The organism is Bradyrhizobium sp. S69, assembly GCF_009766005.1.
GTDB lineage: Bacteria > Pseudomonadota > Alphaproteobacteria > Rhizobiales > Xanthobacteraceae > Bradyrhizobium.
Window position 1 is genome coordinate 318,453 of the sequence record NZ_LMUK01000024.1, and the last position, 19,988, is coordinate 338,440.

The window sequence follows — 19,988 nt, forward strand, 5'->3', positions numbered from 1 at the left end:
AGGTAGATAAAAAAACGCACATGAGCATACAGGTTCAGCGGAAGCAGCCCGGCCTTCCCTGCGCAATGGTGTTACGGCTTATATCGTGCTCTCCCCGGCGAGACCTGGCTTGTTTGTCACCGTCGTTCCCAAGGAGCGTGAGCTTCTTAGGAATTTGACACCAGCCATTGGGGCGTCAGGACCACACGACTTTGCCGTCCGCACTAGCCGCGCTCGTCAGTCGCAGCTTTTGCGTCCATCGCTCCCCGACCCGCGTTTCGTGACGAATGCGCATACGCCCCTCTGGTGGGACGGGATGGCACAAGAAGTGAAGCTGATTTGCCTTCGCGATCAAGCGCAACCGCTGCGACACATTGGCACGACGGGCAAATCAGCAAAATGCTGTCAAGATTTATTTTTCGGATGCGACGCATGCTGCGTCATCCTGAGGAGCGCGCCGTCTTCGGCGAGCCTCGAAGGATGGTGTTCAGCACAGTGCGCGCGGCCATCCTTCGAGGCTCGCAAGAGCTCGCACCTCAGGATGACGGCAGCACCGGCTCAGTTCGACAATTTCGTGAAATCCGGCGGACGGCGCTCGGCGAACGCGGCGAATGCTTCGGCAGCCTCCGGACTAGTCAGGCGCTGCCGGAAGAGTTCGCTTTCCTCTGACATCTTCAGTGCAATTTTCTCCTGCTCGCGCATCAGCTTTTTGGTCGCGCTCAGCGAGCCGGCCGGGCGCTTGGTCAAGGTCACGGCGGCGGCCATCGCCTTCTGCCTTACCTCGGCCGGCGGCAGCACCGCGTTGGCGAGGCCGCAGGCAACCGCGGTCGCCGCATCCATTGGCTCTCCCAGCGCGAACATCTGATAGGCCCTGACATGGCCGATGCGCGTCGGCAGCAGCCAGCTTGAGGCAGCCTCAGGGACCAGCGCCAGATTGACGAACGGCGTAATCAGGCGCGCGTTGTCGGCGAGATAGACCAGATCGCAATGCAGCAGCATCGTCGTTCCGACGCCGACCGCATTGCCCTGCACCGCCGCGATCAGCGGTTTTGTCATTTTGCCGAGGTTTCCGATGAAGCGGAAAGCAGGGCTGTCCTCGCTGTTCCTGCCGTTGGCTTGCGCGGCGAAGTCGGCCAGATCGTTGCCGGCCGTGAAACTGTCGCCTTCGCCCTGGAACAGCACCACCTTGATGGCGCTATCAGTTTCGGCCCGTTCGAGGTTATCCGACAGCGCATCGTACATTGCGCCGGTCAGCGCGTTCTTCTTTTCCGGGCGTTGCAGCGTCAGCACCAGGATGCCGTCGATCAGTTCAGCTTTGACGTGCTCATTCATCGGATCAAGTCCTTGACCGTGGAAGCATTATATTGAGCGCCATATCTTGAAAGCGATGGGTCAGGCGACGGCGCGCGCCGCTGTTTTAGTCACGGTGCCGTCCAGGAATCCAGTCAGCCGCTGGCGAATGATGTTTTCGGCATCCGCCATGGTGCGATCGATCAGTTCCTTGACGGTCGGAATGTCATTGATCAATCCGACCACCATGCCGCAGCTCCAAGCGCCCGCATCCATCTCGCCGTCGATCATCACCTTGGGATAGACGCCGGCGACTTCATCGAGGATGTCCTCGATCTTGAGCGCCTTGCCCTTTTCCCGCTCGATCTCGATCAAGCGGTCGACACCCTTGTTCTTCAGCACCCGCTCGGTGTTGCGAAGCGCGCGCATCACCAGCCGCGTGTCCAGTTCGGTCGCATCGAGGATGGCCTGCTTGACGTTGGCGTGGACCGGCGCCTCCTTGGTGGCGATGAAGCGTGTTCCCATGTTGATGCCGCTGGCGCCGAGCGCGAGCGCTGCGACCAGGCTGCGCGCATCGGCCATGCCGCCCGAGGCCACGAACGGGATTTTCAATTCATCCGCAGCGCGCGGCAGCAGGATCATGTTCGGCATGTCGTCTTCGCCGGGATGCCCGCCGCATTCGAAACCATCGACGCTGACCGCATCACAGCCGATCGCCTCGGCCTTCAGCGAATGCCGCACCGAGGTGCATTTGTGAATGACTTTGATGCCGGCGGCCTTGAGCGCCGGCATATATTGCTCGGGGCTGCGGCCGGCGGTTTCGACGATCTTGACCCCGCCCTCTTTGATGGCGGCGATGTATTCCGGATATGGCGGCGAGCTCAGCATCGGCAGGAAGGTGAGATTGACCCCGAACGGCCGGTTCGTCATGTCGCGGCAGCGCGCGATCTCCTTGGCCAACAGCTCCGGCGTCTTTTGCGTGAGGCCGGTGATGATGCCGAGGCCACCGGCGCTCGAGACCGCCGCTGCGAGCTCGGCAAACCCCACATAGTGCATGCCGCCCTGGATGATCGGGTGCTCGATACCGAATAATTCCGTGATCGCCGTTTTCATGAAAGCTCCTGCCTCTAGAGCCTTTTCCGTTCCGATGGAATCGGAACGGGGCTCTGGTCTTTGTTTTGACGCGTTTTCTTCACGCGAACCGGTAGCCACTTCGCTTGAAAACGCTCTAGCCGCGTGGATCAATGGACGAATTCGAAAAGTCCCGCAGCCCCCATGCCTCCGCCGATGCACATGGTTACCACGCCATATTTTGCCTTGCGCCGCCGTCCCTCGATCAGGAGGTGGCCGGTCAGCCGCGAACCCGTCATACCATAGGGATGGCCGATTGCGATCGAGCCGCCGTTGACGTTGAGTTTTTCGGGATCGATGCCGAGCCTGTCGCGGCAATGGATCACCTGGACCGCATAGGCTTCGTTCAGCTCCCACAGATCGATATCGTCGATCTTCAGCCCGTGCCGTTTCAGAAGCCGCGGTATCGCAACCACCGGTCCGACTCCCATCTCGTCCGGCTCGACACCCGCGGCGACGAAGCCGCGAAAAATGCCCAACGGCTTGATGCCCTTTTGCGCCGCGACTTTGTCGCTCATCACCACGCAGGCGGATGCGCCGTCGGACAACTGGCTGGCATTTCCGGCGCTGATGGTCTTGCCCTCGAACACCGGCTTGATGCTGGCAAGTCCTTCGGCCGTGGCATCCGGGCGCGGTCCCTCGTCCTGCGACAGCGTCACCTCTTTGTACGATACTTCCTTGGTCGCCTTGTCCACCACGGCCATTCTGGTCGTAATGGGCACGATCTCATCCTTGAAGCGGCCGCCTTGCAAGGCGGCGCCGACGCGCCGCTGGCACTCCAGGCTGTACTCGTCCTGCCGATCGCGACCGATCTTGTAGCGCTCGGCAACGACCTCGGCGGTCTCCAGCATCGACATGTACATTTCGGACTTCATCGCCATCAGCTCGTCGTCGACGGCGTGGAACAGATTCATATGTTCGTTCTGCACCAGGCTGATCGATTCGATGCCACCACCGATCGCGATATCGACGCCGTCCAGCATCACCGATCGCGCCGCGACCGCAATGGCCTGCAGACCCGAAGCGCATTGCCGGTCGATCGTGGTTCCCGCCACGGTAACAGGCAGTCCCGCGCGGATCGCGCCCTTGCGGGCGACATTCATCACCATGGTGCCCTGCTGCATCGCGCAGCCCAACACGACGTCCTCGACCTCGTCGGGCGCAATGTTGGCGCGCTTGACCGCCTCCGCGATCACATGACCCGCCATGGTCGGTCCCTCGGTATTGTTGAGGGCGCCGCGATAGGCCTTGCCGACGGCCGTGCGGGCCGTGGATACGATCACTGCTTCGATCATCTCTCACCTCTGTCCTGTCGTAAACTCACGGGTACGTTCAGTTATGCCGCGCATAGCGCAGGACGTGATAGGCGGGATCACCGAACTGGATGTTGAAGGACGATATCCGCTTGAAATAGTGCCCGACATTGAGCTCGTCGCTCATGCCCATACCGCCATGGAGCTGCACCGCCTGTTCGGCGATGAACTTGGCGGCGTAGCCGATTTTCGATTTCGCCCCGGAGGCGAGCTTCGAGCCGCCGGGCTCCCGGGTCACGAGGCTCAGGCTGAGATGCTGCATCAGTGAGATGGCTTCCTGATGCGCGATGAACATGTCGACCATCCGGTGTTGCAGCACCTGAAAGCTGCCAAGCGCCGCCCCGAACTGTTTCCTGGTCTTGGCGTATTCCAAGGTCACCGCATTCAATTCCGCCATGGCGCCGACCGCTTCGGCGCAGAGTGCGGCGATGGCGATATCCCGGCATTGCTCCAGCGCGAACACGCCGTTGCCTTCGGTCCCAAGTAGCGCGCCGGCACCGACCTTGACGTCGCGCAGCCTGATTTCGGCAGCGCTGCGACCGTCGATAGTCCTAAAATTCTGCAGGTCGAGATTGGCGGTGCGGCGGTCGACGATGAACAGGCTCACCCCGTCACGATCGCTGCGGTCGCCCGATGTGCGCGCCGAGACAATCAGCCAGTCCGACCAGGGAGCGCCGATCACGGCGGCCTTTTCGCCGTTCAGGATATAGCCGCTGCCGTCTTGTTTTGCGGTCACGGTCACGTTGTTGAGGTCGTATCGCGACCCCTTCTCGCTCCATGCCAGCGCCCAGATCGAATCTCCCGCGATGATGTCCGGAATGAATTGCTGCTTCTGGTCGTCGGACCCGAAATGTTCGATCAGGCTGCCGCAGAGCACCACGGTCTCGACAAACGGTTCGACCACCAGATGACGACCGAATTCCTGCATCACGATCATCGTCGCCAGTGGGCCGCCGCCCAAGCCGCCCGCGTCCTCGGAAAACGGCGCTGCCAGCAATCCCAGTTCGGCAAATGAATTCCAGTGTTTGCGGCTCCAGCCTTGTTCGGTCGCGACGATCTTGCGGCGCGCATCGAAGCCATACTGATCGCGCAATAGACGCTGGACGCTCGCGCGCAGCAGTTCCTGCTCTTCGGTCAATTGAATGTCCATTCGCCCTCTCTTACGCGCCGGATCACAGACCCAGAACCGCTTTCGCGATGATGTTGCGCTGTATCTCGTTCGAGCCGCCATAGATGCTGAGCTTGCGCGAGTTCAGATAGCGCTCGGATGCGGTGTGCCCGTATTCCGGCCCCGGCATGAAATGGTTGCCGCTCACGGGGTGCTCGCGGATCGCAAGACCGTAATTTCCGATCGCCCGGTGCGTGAGCTCGGTGATTTCCTGGAATATTTCGGTGCCCCTGATCTTGAACAAAGACGCCGCCGCGCCGGGGTCTATGCCGCGCGACATCTGCGCCACCACCCGAAGTTCGGTGGCCTCAAGTGCCAGAACATCGAGTTCGATGCGCGCGATCTCCTTGATGAATTCGAGATGCGCAGGGTCTTCCGTGGGGATTTCGGCCTCAACGATCTTGCGCAGGCTGTTCAGGGCGCGGATCGAGCGGCCGATCCCGGCCATGCTGGTACGTTCGTTGCCCAGCAGGAACTTGGCATAGGTCCAGCCTTTGTTTTCCTCGCCGATCAGGTTTTCGGCCGGGACCCGGACATTTTCAAGAAATACGTCGTTCACCTCGTGGGAGCCATCGATCGTAATGATCGGCCGCACCGAGACGCCCGGCGATTTCATGTCGATCAAGAGGAACGATATTCCGCTCTGGGGTTTTGCCGCGGCATCGGTGCGCACGAGACAAAATATCCAGTCGGCGTGTTGGGCCAGCGTGGTCCAGGTCTTGTGACCATTGACGATATAGTGGTCGCCCTCGCGCACCGCCTTGGTGCGGACCGACGCCAAATCGGAGCCGGAGCCCGGCTCGGAATAGCCCTGGCACCACCAGTCCTGGCCGGAAAGGATGCGCGGCAGGAATTTTTGCTTCTGCGCCTCGTTGCCGAAGGTGTAGATCACGGGCCCCACCATGGTGACGCTGAAGGCCAGCGGCGGCAGCGTTCCGGCGCGGGAGGTCTCCTGTTCGAACAGGAAGCGCTGGGTGATCGACCAGCCCGGGCCGCCATATTGCTTCGGCCACAGCGGCGCGATCCAGCCCTTGTCGTAAAGGATCCGATGCCACAGCAGCATCTGCTCCTTGGAGAGGTCGGTCTCCGGGTTTGGAACGCGCATTTCCGCCGGGTAATTTTCCGCGATAAATACGCGCACCTCGTCCCGAAACCCGGCATCTTCGCTGGAAAGCTGCAGCTCCATGGCGGATTCCCGTCACCAGTTCTCGCCGAACGGGCGAATTTCCAGTTCGAACGTCCAGGCGCTCTTCGGCTGCTGATAGAGCAGCCAATAGGACTCGGCGACCGACGATGGCGGCATCAGCAGATCCGGATTGTCGAGCGCATTGGGTCCCAGGGCTTCGACCCGGCGCTGCCGCACCCATTCGGTGTCGACACCGGAATCGATGATCAGATGCGCGACATGGATGTTTTTCGGACCAAGCTCGCGCGCGGTCGCCTGCGCCACCGCCCGCAAGCCGAACTTGGCGCTGGCAAACGCCGCGTAGCCGGTACCGCCACGCAGGCTCGCGGTCGCGCCGGTGAAGAAGATATTGCCGCCGCCACGAGCCAGCATCAACTTCGCCGCCTCGCGGCTCGCCAGGAAGCCAGAATAGCAGGCCATCTCCCAGACCTTTCGGAACACCCGTTCGGTGGTATCCAGGATCGGGAAGTTGACGTTGGCGCCGATGTTGAAGATGCAGACCTCGAGCGGCGCATGCTTGTCGGCATCGCCCAGGAAAGAGACGATCTCCTCTTCCTTGCGCGCATCCAGCGAACGCGCGTGGATTTCGCCGCCGGCGGCTTCGATCGACTTCACCAGCGGGTCCAGCTTGGCGCCATTGCGGCGGCCCGCGAACACCGTGAACCCCTCGGAGGCGAACTTCTTTGCGATCTCGCCGCCGATAAAGTCGCCGGCGCCGATCACGGCCACGGTCGCGTTTCTCTTCTGCACGCGCGTCTCCTCATCCTCTGAATGCGGGATCGGCGGCCCATACGGCCGGCACCGTCCTGCTTGTTATCCGTCAGTCTTGTTGTCCGTGATGCCCCCCGGAAGACCGGGTGCATCGACGGATCGAATTAAACGTTCTTTTTTAGAACTCGTCAATCGGGATCGTTGCATCGGCATGGAGGAGATTTTCTCATGCCATGCATGACACAGCGTCTTGAGGGATTTTCGACAAGAAACCGATTTACAATCAAAGCGCCGGGGCTTAATCATAACGTTCTAAATAAGAACTTATAGGGAAGATTCAGATGGAAGCGCAGAAGGTGGCTATGCTGGTGGGCGCCGGCGACGCGATCGGCGCCGCGGTGGCGCGACGTTTTGCCAAGGGCGGCTACACCGTTTGTATTGGCAGGCGCGATGGCGCCAAGTCGCAGGGGCTCGTCGACGAGCTTACGTCGGCCGGCCACAAGATCCATGCCTTCAGCGTGGACGCCCGGCAGGAATCCGAGGTCCAGGAGCTCTTTGCCAAGGTCGAGAAGGAGATCGGGCCGATCGAGGTGTGCCTCTTCAACGCCGGCTCGAACGTCAACAAGCCGCTGATCGAGACCACCGAGAAACTGTTCTTCAAGGCCTGGGAGCTGGCGTGCTATGCGGGATTCCTGGTCGGACGCGAGGCGGCCCGGGTGATGACGGCGCGGGGCCACGGCACCATCCTGTTCACTGGTGCCACCGCGAGCCTGCGCGGCGGCAAGGGCTTTGCGGCATTTGCTTCCGCAAAATTCGGGTTGCGCGCGGTCGCCCAGGCCATGGCCCGCGAGTTGGGGCCAAAGAACATTCACGTCGTGCACCTGATCATCGACGCCGGCGTCGACAGCCCGGCGATCCACGCCCGCATGAAAGCGGCGAGCGGCGTCGAGGCCAGGGATATCGCGCCGGACAGCCTGACCAAGACGGATTCGATCGCGGAGGCCTATTGGTTCGCGCACCAGCAAGCCAAGGACGGCTGGACCCACGAACTCGACCTGCGCCCCGCCGGGGAGAAATGGTGAGATGACTGGCACACCGGATCTCACTTTATGGGGCGTCGGCACCAGCCGCACGGTGCGTCCGCATTGGGCCATGTTCGAACTCGGCCTGCCCTACAAGGTCAAACCGATCGGCCCCCGCACCGGCGAGACCAAGACCGAGGAATACACCGCGCTTAATCCGCGCCAGAAGGTGCCGCTGTTGCAGGACGGCGATTTCTGCATCGGCGAAAGTGCGGCGATCGTGGCCTATCTGTCGAGCACCTATTCAAGCCCGGATCGCGCGCTGATACCGACGGCGCAACGCGACTATGCGGCCTGGCTCGAATGGTGCTTCTTCATCGTCACCGAACTCGACTCCACCAGCCTGTACGTGATGCGGCGGCACAGCGCCAACGCGCTCGGACCGATCTATGGCATCGCGCCGGAAGTCGTCGCCAAGGCCGGCGAATATTTCCGGGAGCAATTGCGGCACGTCGAAAAAGCCTTGCGCGATGATCGGACCTATTTGATGGGCGATCATTTCACCAGCGCGGATATCCTGCTCACGACCTGTCTCGATTGGGCGATCGCCTACGGCGTCGGAATCTGTGACGTCGCGCAGCCTTATCTCGAACGCATCCACCAGCGCGAAGCCTATCAACGCGGAACCGCAGCGAACGTGCCGCTTGCGCCGATCGTGCCGGTGCAAGCCAAGGTTTGAGATTTAAGGCTTGGGATTTTCGGATAGTCTTGATTGTTGATTGAATCGGCCGGCATTTCCCTTCGCCTCTCCCTTGGGAGAGGTCGATTTGCTCCCGGCGATGCGAAGCATCGTCCGGTGCAAATCGGGTGAGGGGTTACGGTCTATCGAGAGCGCAAGAGCCCTCACCCGGATTGCTTCGCAATCCGACCTCTCCCCGACGGGGAGAGGTGAAGGGAAACCGCGGCGAGCCTATTTAACTGAACTCAACCCGCCTAGCCCGCCAGCCGGACTGCCTTGTCGCTCACCATCTTGTCGATGGAACGCTCATCATAGCCGAGCTGGGCCAGCACCTCGCGGGAGTGCTCGCCGATCCGCGGCGCCGGGCCGCCGATCGCGGATTCGTTGAGCTCAAAGCGCGCGGCGGGCTTTGGCTGGCGCACCCGTCCGACGGTCGGCTGGTCGAATTCGGTGATGATGCCGCGCGCCACCACCTGTTCGTTATGGATGATCTCGCCGCGACGCAGGATCGGCGCACACGGCACGTCCGCGGCATCCAGTCTCTCGAGCCACTCCGCGGTCGAATGCTGGGCGATATATTCCTGCATCTTGTGGATGCGCGCGGTGGCATTGACGCTGCGGGCGCCCGGCGTGGCAAAACGCGGATCATTGGCCAGTTCGGGATCGCGCGTCGCCTTGCAGAACCCCTGCCACTCCGAGTCCGAAATCGTTCCGGCCGTGATGTAGCCGTCGGTGGTCTTGAACACCAGATCGGGCCTGTCGTTCGGATCGCCCGCCGCAGCCTCGGCGCCGACCACGGTATATTGTGACATGCCTTCCGGCCACAGATACGAGATCATCACATCGAGCATCGCGACCTTGATGTGATCGCCCTTGCCGGTTTTCTCGCGCGCATAGAGTGCCGCGGCCACCGCCTGCGCCGTCATCACCGCGGTGGTCTTGTCGCAGACGATGGTGCGGATCATCTGCGGGCGGTTGGTCACCGGCTGCGACTGGATATCCGCAAAACCCGACAGCCCCTGAATGATCGGGTCATAGACTCGCTTCTTGACGTAGGGGCCGGTCTCGCCGACGCCGCTGATCGACACATAAATCAGGCGCGGATGCCGCTGCCGCAATTCATCGGCCCCGAGACCGAGGCGCTCCATGGTGCCGGGACGGAAATTCTGCACCAGCACATCGGCTTGCGCGACCAGCTTGGCCAGCACCTCGCGGCCGGCCTCGCTCTTGACGTCGATCGACAGCGAGCGCTTGCCGCGATTCGACGAGATGAACAGCGCGGAGAATTCGCCGTTCTTGTCGATGCTGGCGCGGCTGCGGCGGGTGATATCGCCACCGATCGGCTCGATCTTGATGACGTCGGCGCCCTGGTCCGCCAGGAACATGGTCGCGAATGGACCCGAGACGACGCCGGTGAGGTCGAGGACGCGAACGCCGTTGAGTGGACCGGGCATGAACTTCTCCCTTGATCTTGTTCTGTTACGACGCGAAGTGCCGCGGCGGAAATCGCCGCTCAGCCCACCTTCGCCAGCCGGCTTTTCTGCTCGACGATCGCTTCTTCAACGTCGCGCAACTGATCCTTGCCGAAAAACATCTCCTCGCCAACGAAGAAAGTCGGCGAGCCGAACGCGCCCCTGGCCACCGCATGGTTGGTCAGCTCGATCAGGCGCTTCTTGACGTCGTCCTGCTGGGCCCGCGCGATCAGGCGGTCGATATCGATGCCGGAGGATTTGAAGGCTTCCCGGAACACTTCCAGGTCGTCCATCTTCTTCGGTTCCGCCCACATGTGGTGATAGGCGGCACGAAAATACGGCTCGAACAGGCCTTCGAATTGGGCCGCGACCGCGCCGCGCATCAGCATCAAGGTGTTGACCGGGAAGAACGGATTTTGCTGGAATTTTGTAATGTTGTGCCGACGCAGGAAACGTTGCGTCTCCAGCGCCTGGTATTCCGGCTTGTTCTTGATGCCGCGCAGCGAGTCGTTCGGCGACATGTTGCCGGTCGCCTTGTAGATCCCGCCGAGCAGAACCGGCACATAGTCGAACGTGACGCCGGTCCGGCGTTCGATGGCGGGGATGACGAACTCGGCCAGATAGGCATTCGGGCTGCCGAAGTCGAACTGAAATTCAACCTTCAGGGGACTTGCCACCGGCCTCTCCTCGCGTAAATGCGTCAACCAGCCGGCGCCAAAATCAAAGCGAACGATCGGCCCGACCGTCGTTTTCTTATAGTTCCAAAAATGAACTGTCAATTCCATTAATGCAGATCAGCCAGTATATTCAACCGATTCACGCTGGGGTGGTTGCTTCACCCTTAGTACCTATTTAGAATTTGGATGTGGTTTTGGAGCTCGCGCCCGAAACGCGGAATTTTGGAGACGGCAATGAAGTGGGATGCCCTGGAGGAAGAGCCGTGCTCGGTGGCGCGGACGATCGGCGTCATCGGCGACCGCTGGACGCTTCTGATCCTGCGTGAGTGCTTTCTGCGGACCCGGCGCTTTGAAGGATTTCAATCGGCGCTCGGCATCACCCGTCATTTGCTCGCCGAACGGCTGAAGAAGCTGGTCAGGACGGGCATCCTGCGCCGCATTCCCTACCAGGAATCACCGAAACGACACGAATATATCCTGACCCAGAAGGGGCTCGATCTCTATCCCATCATGATGGCCATCGTGCATTGGGGCGACACCCATATGGTCGACGAGCGCGGCCGGCCGCTGCTGCATGAGCATCGCAAATGCGGCAAGCTGTTCGATCCGGTGATGGTGTGCTCCGAATGCAACGAACCACTGTCGGCGAAGGAAGTCACCACCCGTCCCGGCCCCGGCGCGCGTCCCGCTGCGGCGAAGAAATCCGCCGAGCCCGCCGTGAAATCGCGAACGCACGCGGCGTAGTGGCCGATCACCAACTGAGCCGTCATTGCGAGGAGCGACAGCGACGAAGCAATCCATTCTCCGTTTGACGCTATGGATTGCTTCGCTTCGCTCGCAATGACGATTCAACCTCATCTCATCGCGCTTCAGCTCACGTGGCCGGGTTGCCTCAAGCTCTCCGCGAGCTTGTGCTTGAGAATCTTTCCGGTCGATGTTGCCGGCAGCGCATCCAGCACGATGATTTCCGACGGCCGCTTGTAGGACGTCAACTGCGGTGCGACTTCGGCCATCAGGTCGGAAGCCGTGACATCCGAGCCCGAAAGCAGCTGGACGAAGGCGACAACCTCTTCATTGCCCTCGACGCGGCGTCCCACCACCGCCGACTGGACCACGGCCTTGTGCGAGTTGAGAACCGCCTCGACCTCGGCGGGATAGACGTTGAAGCCGGAGCGGATAATCATCTCCTTGGTGCGGCCGACGATATAGAGGATATCACCCTCGAAGCGCGCGAGATCGCCGGTGTTGAACCAGCCCTCGCTGTCGATCACCGCCGCCGTCAGCGCCGAATCGCGATAATAGCCGCGCATGACGTTGCGGCCGCGAACATGAAGCTCCCCGGTTTGGCCATTCGCGACCGGGATGCCATCAAGCGTCCGCACCCGGGCTTCGACACCCGGCAGCAACGTGCCGACCGCATGATCGGCGCGCGGCGCATCGTAGCGCACCCCCGATATCCCCGGCGAGCATTCGGTGATGCCATAGCCGTTCGAGAGCGACAGGCCGAGCTCCTGCTCGACCCGCTGCTTCAGACTGAGATCGAGCGGCGCGCCGGCCACCGCGATGATCCGCAGCGAACCGCGATCGAGCCGCTTCAGGCCGGAGACCGCCTTGTATTCGAGCAGGCGCTGATAGGTCGCGGGCACCCCATTGAGGATCGTGATGCCCTCTTCCGCCATCGCCTTCGCCAGCGCGGCCGGGTCGTAGCGGCTGACCAATCGAACGGCGCCCCCGACCATCAGCGTCATGACCAGCAGCGAGATGCCCACGATGTGCGAGATCGGCAGCACGACATAGACCTTGTCGTCGGGACCCATCTGCCGGAATTGCGCGGTGATGCCGGCGCTGATCAGCAGATTTTCGTGGGTGAGCATCACGCCCTTCGGCGTGCCGGTGGTTCCTGACGTATAGATCAGCACCGCGACCTGCCGCGCCGGATCCTGCTCGACCGGTTCCGCGGAGGCGCTCTCGTTCAACGCGGTGACGCCGATTTCTTCGAGCGGACCGATCGAATGCGTCTGCGCATCGCACCGCGACGCGTGAGCCGCCGCTTCCTTTGACACGCCGTTGGTGAAGAACATTCGCCGCGCCCCGCTATGGTCGCGGATCAGGTCGAGCTCGCGCGCCGACAGCCTCGGATTGGAGACGATCGCCCAGACATCGATCCGGCTCGCCGCCAGCAGCAGTGCCGCAAGCGCGATGCAGTTTTCGCTGACGATCATGACCCGGTCGCCGGCCCTGACGCCGAGCGCCCCGAGATGGTCGGCAACCTCGCGCACATGCCTGTCGAGATCGCGGTAGCTCCAGACCGTGCCATCCTCGATCAGTGCGGCATGGTCAGGGATTTCGGTCACATAGCGGTCCATCACCTCATGGATGCGGCGGGGAAGCGCCGTCGCGAGCGTTTCGATGTCGATTGTCGGTTCTGCCACTGACTGACCTTTCGTTTAGGACTTTTACGAGAACGGCCTGACCGCAGAGACCTTCGGCCGCTATCTCTAAAGTTCCTTTTTCAAACTATAAAATCATATTTTCATCGGTGGCCTCGCAAGCGACCGACCTGCAAGCGGCTATTCCGACGCGCCGTCCAGAACCTCGCTGAACTGGTCCCAATGCGTACCGGTCCAGCGCTGCAAACGCATCTGGGTGAAGTTCATGTCGATCTTGTCGGAAGTGTTCACCAGGATGCCGGGCAGCGCGGTGGGGAGCGCGACATCCCTGAAGCTTCTCGCCTGCGTGATGATATTTTCGCGGGACAGATCGTTACCGCATTGCTGGATCAGGTGCTCGAGCAGCATGCCCTGCATGTAGCCAAACAGGTAGTTGTTATCGGAGATGTCGACGCCGGGCATGTATTTGCCGATAAAGGCACGAAAGTTCTTCATGCCCTCATTATTGTCCCACTGCGAGTCGGTCGGATCCATCATCATTGTTCCGCTGATGACACCGGTCGAGGCTTCGAGACCCGCCGGCTTGAGCGTGGCGCCGACGGAGCCCGAGGGATAGTTCAACAGGATCGTCGGTTTCCAGCCGATTTCAGCAGCCCGGCGGATCGCCTGCGCCGCGAATTTCGGTGTCCCCCCGATGACCAGAGCTTCGGCGCCCGAGCTTTTCAGACTGACGATTTGCGAGTCCACCGTCGGGTCGCTGATCTCGTAGGAGATCGCAACGACCTTCTTGTCGAAATCCGCTTTCAGTATGGATTTAAAGGCATTGACATAGTCTTTGCCGAGATCGTCGTTCTGGTAGAGGATCGCGTATTTCGCGTTCGGCAGCGCCTTGGTCAGGTACTTGGCGTAGATTCTTCCCTCGGTATCGAAGCTGACAAGGCTCGTCGTGGTCAGCGGATAATTCGCGACGTCGGTGAACTTGTTTGATCCCGAGACGATACCGACCGTCGGCACTTTCTTGGCCATCAGATATTTCGCGGTCGCCGAATTTCCCGGCGTCCCCAGCTCGCTGAAAATAAACGACACCTCGTCGCTCTCGACCAGCCTTCTTGCATGCTCCACCGATTTCGGCGGACTATAGGCGTCATCATAGGCGATATAGTTGATCTTGCGGCCGTTGATGCCGCCGCGGTCGTTGATCGATTGCACATAGGCCATCACGGCCTTGCCGACCTGTCCGATCGATGAGGCCGGTCCGCTAAAGGGAAAGATCCCACCGACCTTGATCTCGGTTACGGTAACGCCCGGCGCGTCGGCGGCAAATGCGCCGCTCATCAATGAGACGGCGAGCGCGGATGCGATCACAGGTGCTCTGAACATGGGGCGGCTTCTCCTCCGTTGGTTCGAGCGGGCCCGCTGCCGAAGGCGCGGTGCCTCGTTTTTCAGGGATCGAAAAAATACCGGCGGATCGATTACCGGCCATCCACAGCGGCGCATCCTATAGTTCTTTTTTAGAACTCGTCAAGCGCCGCGCGAAGATACCGATGCCAGTCCGGTTGATATCCGAACGGCCGCTGTTATATTTCTATCGTCATACTAAAAGAGCGCCATACCAAAAGACCTGCATATTAAAAGACCTGGGAAGGTAACCGATGCCCAAGCAATCCATCGAGACGGGAACGGACGAGCTGCTTTGCGACATCGACGGCCGGGTCGCGACGATCACGCTGAACCGGCCCGAAGCGAGGAATGCGCTTTCGGATCACCTAACGCCCGCGCTGCGGCGGATGATCAAGCAATGCGGCGATGACGCCGCCATCGGATCGATCCTGATCACGGGCGCCGGCACCGCCTTCTGCGCCGGCGGCGACGTCAAGGGCATGGGCAACGGCATCGCGAAAGCAGAAGTGCCGCTGGAAGATCGCATCGCCGATTTGAGGACCAAGCAACGGACACTGACAGGCGCGCTGGTCGCGGTTCGCAAGCCGACCATTGCAGCACTTCCCGGACCGGCGGCGGGCGCCGGCCTGGCGATCGCGCTGGCCTGCGACATCCGTATCGCAGCAGAATCGGCGATCATGGCGACGGGCTATGCCCGGATCGGCCTCACCGGCGACTACGGCATCAACTGGCTGTTGACGCGATTGGCTGGCCCGGCGCGTGCGCGCGAATTGATGTTCCTGTCGGAACGGATCGATGCAAGGCGATGCGAGGCGCTCGGCCTGATCAATCGCGTCGTGCCCGACAGCGAGCTGCGCGAAGCCGCGTTTGCGCTGGCAAAGCAACTCTCGGAAGGACCGCAGGTCGCGTTCGGCCGTATCAAGGACAATCTCGATTACGCACTCCGTTCGGACTTGCTCGACTCGATGGATTACGAGGCTGACAATTTGGTGCGGTCGGCCCGCACCAACGACCACAAGGAAGCCGTTCGCGCTTTCGTCGAAAAGCGCAAACCGACTTTCGTTGGCGATTAGCGCGGGATGAGATGAGATTGAGCCGGGCTATCCGCGCGCTTCCCTTCACCTCGCCCCGGTGGGGAGAGGTCGATTTGCTCCCGGCGATGCGAAGTATCGTCCGGCGCAAATCGGGTGAGGGTTCTTATGCCAAACGAGAGGCCCTAACCCCTCACCCGGCGCTACGCGCCGACCTCTCCCAACGGGAGAGGTGAAGGGACATCGCGGCCGATTCAATCCATAATCGTCTAGCCCTGGTCGGCGGTCATCTTCGAAACCTTGCAGTCGCGCTTCTACCCCGCCCGCAGGTCGAACAGCACTTTTCCTCCGGTCTGGGCGTGGGCAATCGCTTCCTCGACACGGCCGATCGGATAGGTCGCGGCAACCGGGACCCGTAGTTTTCCGCTGGCGACCAGGCCTGCGCTGTCGCGCAGCGCTTCGTGATAGGCTGGCGTGTCCTTGAAGTTGGGATGCCCGAGCCAGAAGCCCTTGATTGTCAATCCGCGAAAGATCACGTTCAACGGATTGATCGACGAGGGCTTGCCGCTCAGTGCAGCATAGACGACCATCGTCGCATCGGGCGCCAGTGTCGTCGCCAACGAAAATCCGCCCTCGCCCGCCAGCGCATCCAACCCGAGTTTGACCGGAGCCTTGCCGGTCGCCGTCGCAACACGCGCCGCGAGGTCGCGGCCGTCGGTCAGCACGATTTCGCTTCCTGAATCTTTGAGCTCGTCGATCAACGATTCCCGCCGGACCACACTGATCAGGCGCAGGCCCGACTCCCTGGCGAAGGCCACGACCGCGCGCCCTACGCCCGAATTGCCGGTGTTCTGGATGATCCAGTCTCCCGGCGACAGGCTGACATAGCTCTTCAGCATCAATGCCGCGGTCGGAGGATTGACCGCGAGCATGCTCAATTGCTGTGGATCCCCGTCCGGTACCGCGAACAGATCCTTTGCCGGCGCGAGCATCAGCTCCTGCCATGCAAAACTTTGCCTGGGCAGCAGAACCCGGTCGCCGACCGCAAGCTCGCGAACGCGGGATCCGACGGCGCGAACCCGGCCGACGCCTTCACTACCGACCGTTGCCGGCAACTTTGGCCGCACCCCATAAAGACCGCGGATCAGCAACAGATCGGACGGATTGATCGGCGCGTATTCGACCTCGACCAGCGCTTCATCGGATCCCGGTGCCGCGGGATCCGGCAGGTCGACGAGCTGTGCGACGTCGCGCGGTTCGCCAAATGCGGCTATTTGAATGGCTCGCATGCACTCGCCTCCGGTCGCGGAACATCGAGCCCGCTCGGGCCGATCCGCCAGATTTTGGGACCGCAGCGGAACATGACCGCTTTGAACCGGACGCGACAGGAAAGATTTGTCACCCCCCTTATTCATTCGCGAATGACCTAAAGCGCGACGAGATGACGTTCGATCACCGACTAAGCCGTCATTGCGAGGAGCGACAGCGACGAAGCAATCCATTCTTCGTTGACGCTATGGCGGAGCCTGTCATCGGGCCGGCCAGAGGTCGGCAATGACGATTCAACCTGATCTCATCCTGCTTTAAAGCTCCGTTCCGATTCCATCGGAACGAAGCTTTGGATACGCGGCGAACATCGCAAGCCTGGCTATTTCGGCGGCGGGATATTGGCGCGGCCGCTCATGCCGGCCATCAATTCCGGGGCATCACCTTTGATCTCGCCGAACACCTTGATGGTCTGGCTGACCGGATCGACCCGGCCGCCAACCCGGGTGATCTCGGCCGGATAGGTCTTGTCGGTTTCCTCGATATGAACCTGAAAGCCGTAGCCCGGCTTCAACCAGGCGAGCCCGCGCGACGGCGCGATCAGCTCGATCTCGAGGCTGCGGTCGTCGAGGATTTCCAGCAGCGGCTGGCCCGGCGTGGCGTACTGGAATTGCTGCGCCTTCTGCTCGACGGTGATGCCGTTGAAGGGTGCCGCGATTTCGCATTTGGACGCCGCGGCGTCGGCAATATCGAGGTCCGCCTTGGCCTTTTCGACTTCAGCGCGGGAGACGTCGAGTTCGAGCTGGCCGATCGATTTGAGATTGGCCAGTCGCTGGTTGATCGCCGCGGCCTTCTCCGCCTGGGTCTCGACCGCTTTGGCCCGCGCCACCTGCGCCCGCTGCGTGGCACAATCGAACGCGATCAGCAAATCACCCTTCTTGAAATGATCGCCGACCCGGCTCGTGATGCGATCGATCCGCGCCGAGGTCTCGCTCGACAGCGTCGTATAGTTACGCGCCGTCAATTGGGCGCGGATTTCCGCTGCCGCGCCGAGCGGCGGCATCGAATCGGTCGCCGCGCCTTGCGCGTGCACAACGGCGCCAAGGCCGATCGCTACCAGGCTCAACAGAACGGACGCGACCGAACGCGCAACCGTGCGACGCGAGCAAGGACGGCGTTCACCCTGTGACGGCACGGCGTTTCCTCAAAAAGCTTGTGGCAAGCGCTATTGCACGACCGGCTGACTGTCGGATGCCTGCGCGCTCCGCTGCGGTGACGGCGCCTGCGCGGTTTGTGGCGCTGCGGCCGTTGCGGCATCCGGAGCCGGCGTCGCGCCCGGCGCGCCTTCGCTCAGATGTTCGAGCCGGTCGCTTTTCCAGTCGCTGGCGCTGCGCCGGATCGCAGCGCTGAGGCTTGCAATATCCAGCGAGGCCATCGCCTCCGGCACCGGGTCGATTCCGACCACGTCATACAGCCGCCCAAGTGCGGCCTGCGCCTCGGCGTAGGCGCGGTAGCGCCGTAACTCCGACTGCACCGTGCTGACGCGAGCCGACACCCGCTCCAGTTCCGACTGCGCGTCGGTCTCGGTGCGATTGGAGATCTGCTCGTAGAGCTTGCGATCGACCGAGGCGAGTTGATCGGCCCAGCGATATTCCTGCGCCGCCGCCAGATATTGCTGATAGGCGATATGCAATTTCGCCAGCGTCGCGACGCTCAGCGCCTCGCGCCGAGTGATCGCGGTTGCCTCGGCGAGATTGCCGCGCTTCAACTGCTCCGGGATCGATATGATGCTGACCAAGTTGCCGCTCAACCGCACCGCGCCGGCGGCCCAGCTGTTGTTGACCAGGAAACTGTTGCTGTCGTAGTTCGGCCCGTAGCTGAAATTGATGCCCGGCAAATTGCGCGCCAGCGTCTTGCGGGTCTCGTCGGCGCTGATGCGCACCTGGTAGCTGGATTCGCGAATCTCGGGATTGCGGATCAGCGCCACGTCTTCCATCTGCCGTATCGGCAACCTCAAGCCTTCGATTCGAAGATTTCGCGGCACCGCCAGCGAATAATTGGTGCCCGGCGGCAGATTGATCAACTGTGCAAGTTCGATTTTCGACGCGCCGAGAAGCTGCTCGACGGATTGCAGATCGCGCAGCGCATCGAGCAGCGCCTTTTGATAGCGCAGCGCGTCGATCGGCGCGCGCAACGTCTCGCTCTTGCGCGAGGACTCCAGCGCGTTCTTGGCCTCGCGGGTGGCTTCGCGAATGTCGTTGCTCAGCCGCTGCGCGCTGGCGGCCCGCCAGAAGGCACGGCGTACATCCTGGAACAGGCCCTGCAAGACGCGGCGGCGCTGCTCCTCCGCGACCAGCACCTTGTTGGCCTGCTGCTTGGAGTTGTAATAGCTGACCCAGAAATCGAGAATGTTGAAGGACGTCGTGAGGTCGGCGAATTTCAGGTCACTGTCGGTCGAGGTCGACGGCACCAGCGATTGCTGCCCGGTGCCGACCGCGGTGCTCGAACTGGCCAGCACATTGTTGCGGGTCGAGGCCCCGGCGGTGGCGATCACCTTCGGCAGCATGTCGAATTTGCTGATCTCGAAATCGCGCTCGGCGACGGACCGCTCCATCAACTTGACGCGCTCGTCAAGATTGTAGGCGATCGCCCGGGCGAAAGCTTCTTCCAGCGTCAGCGCGTGGGTCAGCGGCTCCTGCGGCGCGAACACGTCCGCCATGTCCCGGCTGGCCTCGGCGGCGCGCTCAGCATCGGTCAGCGGGTGCGGAACGAAGGCGCAGCCGCCAAGCCAGACAGACACCATGGCGAGGCCTGCCAACCGCCGCAGCGACGCAAAAGAAAGCGACGCAAAAGAACTTGCCCCCAGCATCAAAATAAATCCGTCCCCGCCCCTGACTAACGCCAGATAAACCTGACGTTATTTCAGCCCGCGCATGCCCAGCAAGGACAATAGCGAGACATCGACGCTCCGAGCCCAGATGGAGTTGTTACGTTGCACTTATGCAACTGTTTTAGCGCCGGATTTCCACAATTGGCACGCCTGGAGCGTTTTCGAGCCAACGGGTCGCGCGAACGCGCGCCCGATGACAGGCTCCGTGGGTACCGGTTCGCGTCAAGAAAACGCGTCAAACAGGAATCTAGAGCCCCGTTCTGATTCCATCAGAACCGGGCTCTAGACCGGTTCAGGCGCCGCTTTCCCGGATCACCACCGC

Annotated in this window: 17 protein-coding genes; 4 read left to right on the forward strand and 13 right to left on the reverse strand. The window is 61.7% G+C overall.

Annotation, left to right across the window (positions count from 1 at the left end; genetic code table 11):
• Nucleotides 1-537: 537 nt before the first annotated feature.
• From GSQ88_RS09235 to GSQ88_RS09260, 6 genes are all read right to left on the reverse strand, one after another.
• On the reverse strand, nt 538-1,311 hold the full coding sequence (locus GSQ88_RS09235; RefSeq protein WP_159007296.1) for an enoyl-CoA hydratase: 774 nt from the start codon (nt 1,309-1,311) through the stop codon (nt 538-540).
• 60 nt (nt 1,312-1,371) lie between these two features.
• Nucleotides 1,372-2,382, reverse strand: coding sequence for an NAD(P)H-dependent flavin oxidoreductase (locus GSQ88_RS09240; protein WP_159007298.1), 1,011 nt, complete (start codon nt 2,380-2,382; stop codon nt 1,372-1,374).
• Nucleotides 2,383-2,510: 128 nt separating this feature from the next.
• Entirely contained in the window at nt 2,511-3,695 is a 1,185-nt protein-coding gene (locus GSQ88_RS09245) for an acetyl-CoA C-acyltransferase (RefSeq protein WP_159007300.1), read from the reverse strand.
• A 37-nt stretch (nt 3,696-3,732) separates the two neighbouring features.
• Nucleotides 3,733-4,863 carry an acyl-CoA dehydrogenase family protein gene (locus GSQ88_RS09250; RefSeq protein WP_159007302.1) on the reverse strand — a complete coding sequence of 377 codons (1,131 nt, stop codon included), beginning with the start codon at nt 4,861-4,863 and terminating at the stop codon, nt 3,733-3,735.
• A gap of 22 nt (nt 4,864-4,885) precedes the next feature.
• A complete protein-coding gene (locus tag GSQ88_RS09255) occupies nt 4,886-6,067 on the reverse strand; it encodes an acyl-CoA dehydrogenase family protein (protein WP_159007304.1) in 1,182 nt (393 codons plus the stop codon).
• Nucleotides 6,068-6,079: 12 nt separating this feature from the next.
• Entirely contained in the window at nt 6,080-6,817 is a 738-nt protein-coding gene (locus tag GSQ88_RS09260) for an SDR family oxidoreductase (protein ID WP_159007306.1), read from the reverse strand.
• Nucleotides 6,818-7,119: 302 nt separating this feature from the next.
• Here GSQ88_RS09260 and GSQ88_RS09265 point away from each other — a divergent pair, with 302 nt between their 5' ends.
• Nucleotides 7,120-7,860 (forward strand): SDR family NAD(P)-dependent oxidoreductase, encoded by a 741-nt coding sequence (locus GSQ88_RS09265; RefSeq protein WP_159007308.1) that lies wholly within the window; start codon nt 7,120-7,122, stop codon nt 7,858-7,860.
• Nucleotide 7,861: 1 nt separating this feature from the next.
• Complete coding sequence (locus GSQ88_RS09270; RefSeq protein WP_159007310.1) at nt 7,862-8,539, forward strand: glutathione S-transferase family protein; 678 nt, start codon at nt 7,862-7,864, stop codon at nt 8,537-8,539.
• A 254-nt stretch (nt 8,540-8,793) separates the two neighbouring features.
• On the opposite strand, the gene GSQ88_RS09275 is transcribed toward GSQ88_RS09270, so the two are convergent.
• Nucleotides 8,794-9,993, reverse strand: a complete 1,200-nt coding sequence (locus tag GSQ88_RS09275; protein WP_159007312.1) for a CaiB/BaiF CoA transferase family protein — start codon at nt 9,991-9,993, stop codon at nt 8,794-8,796.
• A gap of 59 nt (nt 9,994-10,052) precedes the next feature.
• A complete protein-coding gene (locus tag GSQ88_RS09280; protein ID WP_246735165.1) occupies nt 10,053-10,688 on the reverse strand; it encodes a 2-hydroxychromene-2-carboxylate isomerase in 636 nt (211 codons plus the stop codon).
• A 234-nt stretch (nt 10,689-10,922) separates the two neighbouring features.
• Between GSQ88_RS09280 and GSQ88_RS09285 the strand changes: the two genes are divergently transcribed.
• On the forward strand, nt 10,923-11,432 hold the full coding sequence (locus GSQ88_RS09285) for a winged helix-turn-helix transcriptional regulator (protein WP_159007316.1): 510 nt from the start codon (nt 10,923-10,925) through the stop codon (nt 11,430-11,432).
• A gap of 125 nt (nt 11,433-11,557) precedes the next feature.
• Here GSQ88_RS09285 and GSQ88_RS09290 read toward each other — a convergent pair whose 3' ends face one another.
• Together GSQ88_RS09290 and GSQ88_RS09295 are read right to left on the reverse strand one after the other, a co-directional pair.
• Complete coding sequence (locus GSQ88_RS09290) at nt 11,558-13,120, reverse strand: class I adenylate-forming enzyme family protein (protein WP_349628211.1); 1,563 nt, start codon at nt 13,118-13,120, stop codon at nt 11,558-11,560.
• Nucleotides 13,121-13,258: 138 nt separating this feature from the next.
• On the reverse strand, nt 13,259-14,458 hold the full coding sequence (locus GSQ88_RS09295; protein WP_159007318.1) for an ABC transporter substrate-binding protein: 1,200 nt from the start codon (nt 14,456-14,458) through the stop codon (nt 13,259-13,261).
• 272 nt (nt 14,459-14,730) lie between these two features.
• On the opposite strand from GSQ88_RS09295, the gene GSQ88_RS09300 reads away from it, so the two are divergent.
• On the forward strand, nt 14,731-15,552 hold the full coding sequence (locus GSQ88_RS09300) for an enoyl-CoA hydratase-related protein (RefSeq protein WP_159007320.1): 822 nt from the start codon (nt 14,731-14,733) through the stop codon (nt 15,550-15,552).
• 272 nt (nt 15,553-15,824) lie between these two features.
• On the opposite strand, the gene GSQ88_RS09305 is transcribed toward GSQ88_RS09300, so the two are convergent.
• From GSQ88_RS09305 to GSQ88_RS09315, 3 genes are all read right to left on the reverse strand, one after another.
• Nucleotides 15,825-16,799 carry a zinc-dependent alcohol dehydrogenase family protein gene (locus GSQ88_RS09305; RefSeq protein WP_159007322.1) on the reverse strand — a complete coding sequence of 325 codons (975 nt, stop codon included), beginning with the start codon at nt 16,797-16,799 and terminating at the stop codon, nt 15,825-15,827.
• A 359-nt stretch (nt 16,800-17,158) separates the two neighbouring features.
• The gene (locus GSQ88_RS09310) at nt 17,159-17,971 is read right to left on the reverse strand and encodes an efflux RND transporter periplasmic adaptor subunit (protein WP_159007324.1); all 813 of its coding nucleotides are present in this window, start codon (nt 17,969-17,971) and stop codon (nt 17,159-17,161) included.
• A 30-nt stretch (nt 17,972-18,001) separates the two neighbouring features.
• Nucleotides 18,002-19,579, reverse strand: coding sequence for a TolC family protein (locus GSQ88_RS09315; protein ID WP_159007326.1), 1,578 nt, complete (start codon nt 19,577-19,579; stop codon nt 18,002-18,004).
• Nucleotides 19,580-19,988: the final 409 nt, after the last annotated feature.

What these genes read in the sequence shown, in the direction of transcription:
- GSQ88_RS09255 (WP_159007304.1), bottom strand. Translation starts at nt 6,067, where the DNA reads ATGGAGCTGCAGCTTTCCAGCGAAGATGCCGGGTTTCGGGACGAGGTG.
- GSQ88_RS09245 (WP_159007300.1), bottom strand. Translation starts at nt 3,695, where the DNA reads ATGATCGAAGCAGTGATCGTATCCACGGCCCGCACGGCCGTCGGCAAG.
- GSQ88_RS09250 (WP_159007302.1), bottom strand. Translation starts at nt 4,863, where the DNA reads ATGGACATTCAATTGACCGAAGAGCAGGAACTGCTGCGCGCGAGCGTC.
- GSQ88_RS09275 (WP_159007312.1), bottom strand. Translation starts at nt 9,993, where the DNA reads ATGCCCGGTCCACTCAACGGCGTTCGCGTCCTCGACCTCACCGGCGTC.
- GSQ88_RS09305 (WP_159007322.1), bottom strand. Translation starts at nt 16,799, where the DNA reads ATGCGAGCCATTCAAATAGCCGCATTTGGCGAACCGCGCGACGTCGCA.
- GSQ88_RS09315 (WP_159007326.1), bottom strand. Translation starts at nt 19,579, where the DNA reads ATGGTGTCTGTCTGGCTTGGCGGCTGCGCCTTCGTTCCGCACCCGCTG.
- GSQ88_RS09295 (WP_159007318.1), bottom strand. Translation starts at nt 14,458, where the DNA reads ATGTTCAGAGCACCTGTGATCGCATCCGCGCTCGCCGTCTCATTGATG.
- GSQ88_RS09235 (WP_159007296.1), bottom strand. Translation starts at nt 1,311, where the DNA reads ATGAATGAGCACGTCAAAGCTGAACTGATCGACGGCATCCTGGTGCTG.
- GSQ88_RS09240 (WP_159007298.1), bottom strand. Translation starts at nt 2,382, where the DNA reads ATGAAAACGGCGATCACGGAATTATTCGGTATCGAGCACCCGATCATC.
- GSQ88_RS09265 (WP_159007308.1), top strand. Translation starts at nt 7,120, where the DNA reads ATGGAAGCGCAGAAGGTGGCTATGCTGGTGGGCGCCGGCGACGCGATC.
- GSQ88_RS09285 (WP_159007316.1), top strand. Translation starts at nt 10,923, where the DNA reads ATGAAGTGGGATGCCCTGGAGGAAGAGCCGTGCTCGGTGGCGCGGACG.
- GSQ88_RS09270 (WP_159007310.1), top strand. Translation starts at nt 7,862, where the DNA reads ATGACTGGCACACCGGATCTCACTTTATGGGGCGTCGGCACCAGCCGC.
- GSQ88_RS09300 (WP_159007320.1), top strand. Translation starts at nt 14,731, where the DNA reads ATGCCCAAGCAATCCATCGAGACGGGAACGGACGAGCTGCTTTGCGAC.